The 4,361-nt window shown below is 68.3% G+C and carries 5 protein-coding genes; 1 reads left to right on the top strand and 4 read right to left on the bottom strand.

Annotation, left to right across the window (positions count from 1 at the left end):
- Positions 1-119: 119 nt before the first annotated feature.
- Both QMZ25_RS18395 and QMZ25_RS18390 read right to left on the bottom strand, forming a co-directional pair.
- Entirely contained in the window at positions 120-944 is an 825-nt protein-coding gene (locus QMZ25_RS18395; protein ID WP_283220092.1) for a Fic family protein, read from the bottom strand.
- The gene (locus QMZ25_RS18390; protein ID WP_283220091.1) at positions 944-1,996 is read right to left on the bottom strand and encodes a hypothetical protein; all 1,053 of its coding nucleotides are present in this window, start codon (positions 1,994-1,996) and stop codon (positions 944-946) included. Before QMZ25_RS18390 ends, QMZ25_RS18395 begins: the two co-directional genes overlap by 1 nt.
- A 169-nt stretch (positions 1,997-2,165) precedes the next feature.
- On the opposite strand from QMZ25_RS18390, the gene QMZ25_RS18385 reads away from it, so the two are divergent.
- Entirely contained in the window at positions 2,166-2,810 is a 645-nt protein-coding gene (locus QMZ25_RS18385) for a hypothetical protein (RefSeq protein WP_283220090.1), read from the top strand.
- On the opposite strand, the gene QMZ25_RS18380 is transcribed toward QMZ25_RS18385, so the two are convergent.
- Together QMZ25_RS18380 and QMZ25_RS18375 are read right to left on the bottom strand one after the other, a co-directional pair.
- The gene (locus QMZ25_RS18380) at positions 2,807-3,238 is read right to left on the bottom strand and encodes a hypothetical protein (RefSeq protein ID WP_180877068.1); all 432 of its coding nucleotides are present in this window, start codon (positions 3,236-3,238) and stop codon (positions 2,807-2,809) included. The genes QMZ25_RS18385 and QMZ25_RS18380 overlap by 4 nt on opposite strands.
- A gap of 109 nt (positions 3,239-3,347) precedes the next feature.
- Entirely contained in the window at positions 3,348-3,755 is a 408-nt protein-coding gene (locus tag QMZ25_RS18375; RefSeq protein WP_283220089.1) for a hypothetical protein, read from the bottom strand.
- Between the last annotated feature and the right edge of the window lie 606 nt (positions 3,756-4,361).

The raw sequence follows: 4,361 nt of genomic DNA, 5'->3' as shown, positions 1-4,361 counted from the left end.
CTTGCGCCGCAGCTCGCTCATTTCCAGATCCGCGCCCAGCATGGACGAGCAGATCGCCAGGCATGCCAGCCCGCATTCGCTCACTTCAGACTGCACCCGCCAATAGCGCTTGTTGAACATCAGACATCCTCGTTCCGGTCGGGCATGGCCGGCTGCTGTCCCAGCCATGCATACAACTCGATTGCCGTGCAGTGCCAGGCGTACAGCCCTTCCCAGCGACCGTACAGTTCCGCCTCGCGCAGGCGCACTTCGTAGCCGCCACGGGACAGCACCGTCAGCACCTTCAGCGGGATGAAGCAGGCCTGCGGAAGCCCGGCGCGGTGCAGGCAGAAATTGAACAGCGCGCGCCCCAGCCGGCCATTGCCGTCGGCAAAGGCATGCGCATTGTTGGCCAGCGCCAGCAGCTGCACCGCAGACCGCAGGCCCTCAGCCGGATCGGGCGCGGCCCGTTGCCGCAGCAGCTCGTCCCAACGCGCGGCCCCCTGCAGGGCCGGCACCATCGGCAGCTGCGCGCGCCCATCACGGGCGCGGATCCATACCGGCCCGCTGCGCAGCGCGCCGTCACCGCCCGTGCTGAGCGAGACGAAGCGCTGCACATCGGCCATCGACAGCGGCCCCTGCACGGTGCGGTGCCACTGCCGATAGGCCTCGGCCTCGGCCGCCTCCGCCGCAGCCAGCGCGGCCAGATCGAACGCCGGCATCTGCATGTGCGCCGACAGCGGATGGCGCAGCTGCTGCACCGCCGCCCGCAGCCGCGGATGCCCGCGATGGGACCACAGCGTTTCGCAGGGCTGCGCACAGGGCAGCAACGCGGGCAGCCTGAGGTTGCACGCCTGCAGCCGCTCTGCCAGCGCCGGGGACGGCTGCGGCGGCGGCAGCGGCATCAGCACCCGTTCGGTGGCGACGGGGGCACCTGTGGGTGTGGTGGCCAAGCGTGCGGTCATCACTGCCCCGTCCCGGTACCCGGCAGCAACAGCACCAGGCCATGTTCGCGCGCTTCGGTGCCCGGCCGGCGCGATTGATACAACTGGGTGAAGTACGAGGTCAGCTTGACCATCAGCCACGGCTCGGCGTCGCACGGCACGAAACGCATGTCGATGTGTTCAAGCAGGAACTTGCGGGTCAGCCGCTGCAGGGCACGCCCCGGCTCGAAGCGGACGTCTGCCCGCGCACTGTAGAACACCACGATGTCCAGATCGTTCGGCACGGCATTGAAGACGTCCACGAAGCTGCCGCCCACCAGGCAGCAGTGCACCTGCACCACCTGCGCCAGGTCGTCGAGTGCGCGCCCCAGCGCCGCCAGCCGCACCCGGCGCAGGCTGCTGCCGCCGAACGCGCGCTCGAAGGCCGCACGGTCGGCCAGCCAGGGTGAGGCATTGCCCGGTGTACTGGCAGCGATGGGCAGCAGGTACTGCGGCAGGCCCGCATCCACGATGTGCTGGAAGGGGGTTTCCACGGCGCCGGCGGGCGCGGCACCGGCCGGTCGGGCAGCGGGCGCCGGGCCCGCAACGCCCAGGTAGGCACGGATGCGCCCTGCCTGTGCGCGCACCAGCGCGGCCTGGTCCGGGAACACCGCGACCGAGACGTAGGCGAAGCGGTCGGCCACTGAAAGTGAAAGCGCATCGAATGCCTTGCGCACTGCGATGCGCTCGTCGGCGGGGAAATCACGCTCCGGGAAGCGGGCAGCATCGGCCGACGCCGCCGTCGGCGCCGAGCACCGCTGATACAACCCGGCGTTGACGATGGCCAGATCCAGATCGGAAAACGCGGGATCGAAAGCCGCGCCATCGCGCAGCGAAAAGCCGAATCGGGCCGAGCCGACAATCTGCACATCGGCCACCGGTACCGCCAGCAGCTGGCTCACTCCCCGCAGCAGCGGCGCAAGGCTTTCGCTGTCGCCAGCACACAGTGCCGGCCCGTCCAGCGCGGCCTCGGCGATCTGCTCGGCCGCCACACTGCGAGCGTGCTGTTCGCGAATCCATTCAGCGTAGTTCATCAGGCATCCAGGCCAACGGTGGAACGTCTCAACGCTAGCATATCCACGCGTCGGGCTTGTGCACGCAGCCCCGCAAATACATGCCTGAACAGGCAGCGCAATGCGTCGGACCAGTACCGCTGCCGCAGAGCGTGGTCTACTGTCGTCCCCCAAGGATGAGGCACATCGCATGATCCACCCCCGTTCCGCGCTCGGACGCGCGTTGCCGCTGGCCCTGCTGGCCCTGCTCTCGGCCTGCCAGAGCGAGAAGGTCGGCGAGTTCTTCAACCCACCGCAGGAGGTGCAGGCGCACAGCGAGTTCCGTGTCAGCGGGCTGCCGGCGCTGGCCTACCCGAACCTGGTCTCGTCGGCTTCGGTGGAAGGCGGGCAGGCCCGCGTCGATGGCAACGGCCCCGGTTACATGGACCTCCAGTTCTTCCCCATCACCTCCGCCGATGCGCTGGACAGCACCGACGCTGCGTGGCCCCGGCAATCGCAGTACCGCGCGCCGGATCTTTCCGGTATCGACTTCAGCACGCAGTTCGCCTTCCTGGTGGCGCACCCGGAGCTTTCCGGCTATGCCGCGATGACCAGCGGCCAGTACGCCACGTTCTTCAGCACGGTGAAGGTGGCGTACCTGGACGACCGCGTCGTGGTGCATCTGGACGCCAGCCGGCTGGGCAACATCAATCCGATCGCGGCCCTGGGCAGTCCCTGGGCCGGCAAGCTGTACACTCTCGAACGGCGCGGCCGGACGCAGCTGGAAGTGAAACTGTACGAGAACCGCTACCGGTTCACGCTGGTGCCGGACACCGCGCCTCCGATGGTGCCCTAGCGGACCTTGTACAGCACCGCGGCGCCAGGGCGCGGCTCGAAGGCCGGCACGGTCTGCTGGCTCAGCGCCCTGCCCTGGGCATCCCACACCAGGGTTTCCACCGGGTACTCGTCCTTGCGCGTCATCGCGTCGATCTGGCCGATGACCACGGTCGCTGCCGCTGGAACGTCCGGGTTCCAGCCGAACACACCTACCCGGCCATAGAACACGGCCGGCGCGCTGGCGTCCAGGCGCCGGTCCGGGCACATCACCAGGCCACGATCGAGCATCACCCGCAGCGCGCCGACCGGGACCTTCTTCACCGTGGGCGTGGTGCGCTCGGCGCTGTGGCCGGGGCAGACATTGGCGGCGCGGGTGACCATGTGTTCGGCCACCTCGCGATCGGACTGGGCGCAGGCCAGCGTGGGGGCGAGGCAGAGTGCGAGCAGCGTGAGCGAGGACATCCGGGTCATTGCAGGTTCCTGTTCGGGGTGCGCAGCGACCTTAGCAATGGCGGACGGCGGAAATGCAAACGAGGCGTGAGGGACAACAGGCGGCTCAGGGAACGAGGCAGCGCTCGATCTGCAGCGACAGCGCATGGCAGGCATCGAACATGCCATGGACCAGCGCCGCCGAGGGATAACAGTCGGGATCGTCGTTTTCCCGGGCCACGTGGGATGCCTGCAGCACTGCCGTCAGCGCGGTGATGCCGGATGCGCATCGGGTCGCCAGGGCCAGATCGAACGCGCGCCCCGGGCTGAGGCGGGTTTCGGTCCAGGGCTGGCCATCCGCGCGCAGGTTCCTGCCATGGCCCAGCAGATGGGTGAAGAACGCGGACGGTGGCGAGGTCGCGGCGGCATCGCTGAGGGCGTCTTCCATCTTTTCAGCAAGGGCGTCGGGAAGATCACGCAGCGCATCGCCGAGCAGGGCGTGCAGGCGGGGATAGTCGGGGCGCAGATCAGGCATGGCGGCAACCTCACAGGTGGGCCACCCGCGGAGGCAAGGTGGCGGACGGTGCGGGTTGGCGTGCCGGATACATTGTCCAATGCCGGCGGATCAAAAGATCCCCACACACCGTCCGCCATGAACTGGCAGACGGTGCATTGTCGTGATTGCAATGGGAGGTGCAACCGCGACTCGACGGACAACGTATGTTCGGGACGCCAATCCCGGCCAGGGCGGGTGCCTTGGCGCGGCCATCGTTTGCCCTGCGCGGCCTCTGGAAAAGAGGCAGATGCGGCATTTGGCGCAGCACGCGACAGAGCGCCGCGAGTGAAACATCAACTTGTGACCGCCTTCACTCGACGCCGCTGACCGAGGCGCGCCTGCGTTGATCCAGAACCCGCAGCACCACGGCGGGTCGCGACACACAGCGGCCCCGCCATCGGCCTCGCCGCCTATTCAGCCAACCCGACCTGAACCGGCGCATCATGGAGGCCTGGTCTGCAATGGAAGCGAACCATGGGACGGAACTGGATTGTGATGGGGGACCCGACCTCCAGCGGCGGTCGGCGATTTCAGTGATGCCGAACTGCTGGCGGGTGCCGATCCGAAGCGCACGATTGCGGTGTT

The organism is Stenotrophomonas sp. RS-48 (assembly GCF_030053245.1).
Lineage (GTDB): Bacteria > Pseudomonadota > Gammaproteobacteria > Xanthomonadales > Xanthomonadaceae > Stenotrophomonas > Stenotrophomonas maltophilia_P.
Note: the sequence above shows the minus strand (reverse complement) of the source record. Positions and strands in the feature narration are given on the sequence as shown.

Excerpts from the sequence above, each read along its gene's own strand:
- QMZ25_RS18375 (WP_283220089.1), bottom strand. The coding sequence starts at position 3,755 with ATGCCTGATCTGCGCCCCGACTATCCCCGCCTGCACGCCCTGCTCGGC.
- QMZ25_RS18390 (WP_283220091.1), bottom strand. The coding sequence starts at position 1,996 with ATGAACTACGCTGAATGGATTCGCGAACAGCACGCTCGCAGTGTGGCG.
- QMZ25_RS18385 (WP_283220090.1), top strand. The coding sequence starts at position 2,166 with ATGATCCACCCCCGTTCCGCGCTCGGACGCGCGTTGCCGCTGGCCCTG.
- QMZ25_RS18395 (WP_283220092.1), bottom strand. The coding sequence starts at position 944 with ATGACCGCACGCTTGGCCACCACACCCACAGGTGCCCCCGTCGCCACC.